Here is a 1,701-nt window from a genome sequence, read left to right as displayed (position 1 = left end):
TCCTTGTTCGGACCGACGCCGCGGCCTTCCTTGATTTCCTGGTCCATCGAACGCGACACGAAGTCACGCGGCGCCAGATCCTTCAGCGTCGGGGCGTAGCGTTCCATGAAGCGCTCGCCGTTCGCGTTGCGCAGGATGCCGCCTTCGCCGCGCACGCCTTCGGTGATCAGCACGCCCGCGCCGGCCACGCCGGTCGGGTGGAACTGCCAGAACTCCATGTCCTGCAGCGCGATGCCCGAGCGTGCAGCCATGCCGAGGCCGTCGCCGGTGTTGATGAACGCGTTGGTCGATGCCGCGAAGATCCGGCCTGCGCCGCCCGTCGCGAACAGCGTCGTCTTGCCTTCCATGATGTAGACGTCGCCCGTCTCCATCTCGAGGGCCGTCACGCCGAGCACGTCGCCTTCCGCGTCGCGGATCAGGTCGAGCGCCATCCATTCGACGAAGAACTGCGTCTTCGCCTCGACGTTCTGCTGGTACAGCGTGTGCAGCAGCGCGTGACCGGTACGGTCGGCGGCCGCGCACGCGCGCTGGACCGGCTTCTCGCCGTAGTTCGCGGTGTGGCCGCCGAACGGACGCTGGTAGATCGTGCCGTCCGCGTTACGGTCGAACGGCATGCCGAAGTGTTCCAGTTCATACACGACGTTCGGTGCTTCGCGGCACATGAACTCGATCGCGTCCTGGTCGCCGAGCCAGTCGGAACCCTTGATCGTGTCGTAGAAGTGGAAGTGCCAGTTGTCTTCGCTCATGTTGCCGAGCGACGCGCCGATGCCGCCCTGTGCGGCCACCGTGTGCGAACGGGTCGGGAACACCTTCGACAGCACGCCGACCGACAGGCCCGCACGCGACAGTTGCAGCGCTGCGCGCAAGCCCGAGCCGCCCGCGCCGACGATCACCACGTCGAACTTGCGGCGCGGCAGGGAAGTTTTGATTGCAGCCATTCTTTACACTCTCCAGAGAATCTGCGCGGCGTAGCCCGCACATGCGAGCAGCCAGACGATGGTCAGCGATTGCAGCAGCAGGCGCACACCGACGGGCTTCACGTAGTCCATCCAGATGTCGCGCACGCCGACCCATGCGTGGTAGAAGAGGGAAAGCAGCGTCACGAAGGTCGCGAGCTTCATCCATTGCGCGGAGAAGATCGATGCCCAGCCTTCGTACGAGAAGTCGTGCGCGCCGAAGAACAGGACGAGCAGAATGACCGTGTAGACCGCCATGATCGTGGCGGTGACGCGCTGCGCGAGCCAGTCGCGCAGGCCGTAGTGAGCGCCGACGACGAGGCGCTTCGAGCCGATTCGGTTATTGGCTGCCATTTTCTTAGAATGCTCCGAACAGTTTGAGTGCCATGGCGATCGTCAGGGCGATCGAGACGACAAAGACGACGACGGCCGTCCGCTTGCCGCCTTCCTTCGAGACGGCGTCGTGGTTGACGTCCATCAGCAGGTGGCGAATGCCGGCGCAGAAATGGTGGAGGAACGCCCAGGACAGCGCGAGGACGATCAGCTTGACGACGATGTTGGAGAGGAAAGCCTTGAAGACTTCGAAGCTGAGCTCGGAGGTGAGACTCTGGTCGAAGAGGAACAGCAGGAACGGCAGGAACAGGAACAGCAGCGCGCCGCTGACTCGATGGAGGATCGACAATATCGCCGCCAAGGGCATGCGATATTTCATCGTGATATCGCCGAATCCGATGTTCCGGTATTC

The 1,701-nt window shown here is 63.4% G+C and carries 3 protein-coding genes; all 3 read right to left on the bottom strand.

The features are described 5' to 3' along the window. Positions 1-938, bottom strand: a 938-nt coding sequence (locus DIE08_RS35160) for an FAD-dependent oxidoreductase (protein ID WP_124906453.1), incomplete at its 3' end; no start/stop codon positions are given. Positions 939-941: 3 nt separating this feature from the next. Then, positions 942-1,310, bottom strand: coding sequence for a succinate dehydrogenase, hydrophobic membrane anchor protein (gene sdhD, locus DIE08_RS35155; RefSeq protein WP_006399546.1), 369 nt, complete (start codon positions 1,308-1,310; stop codon positions 942-944). Between the two features lie 4 nt (positions 1,311-1,314). Next, on the bottom strand, positions 1,315-1,701 hold a 387-nt coding region (gene sdhC, locus DIE08_RS35150; protein ID WP_244962417.1), incomplete at its 5' end, for a succinate dehydrogenase, cytochrome b556 subunit.

Source organism: Burkholderia sp. Bp9004 (assembly GCF_003858025.1).
Classification (GTDB): Bacteria; Pseudomonadota; Gammaproteobacteria; order Burkholderiales; family Burkholderiaceae; genus Burkholderia; species Burkholderia diffusa.
This window is presented reverse-complemented; position numbering and strand designations above follow the sequence as displayed.

Coding starts and splice junctions, on each gene's coding strand:
- sdhD (WP_006399546.1), bottom strand. CDS start 1,310: ATGGCAGCCAATAACCGAATCGGCTCGAAGCGCCTCGTCGTCGGCGCT.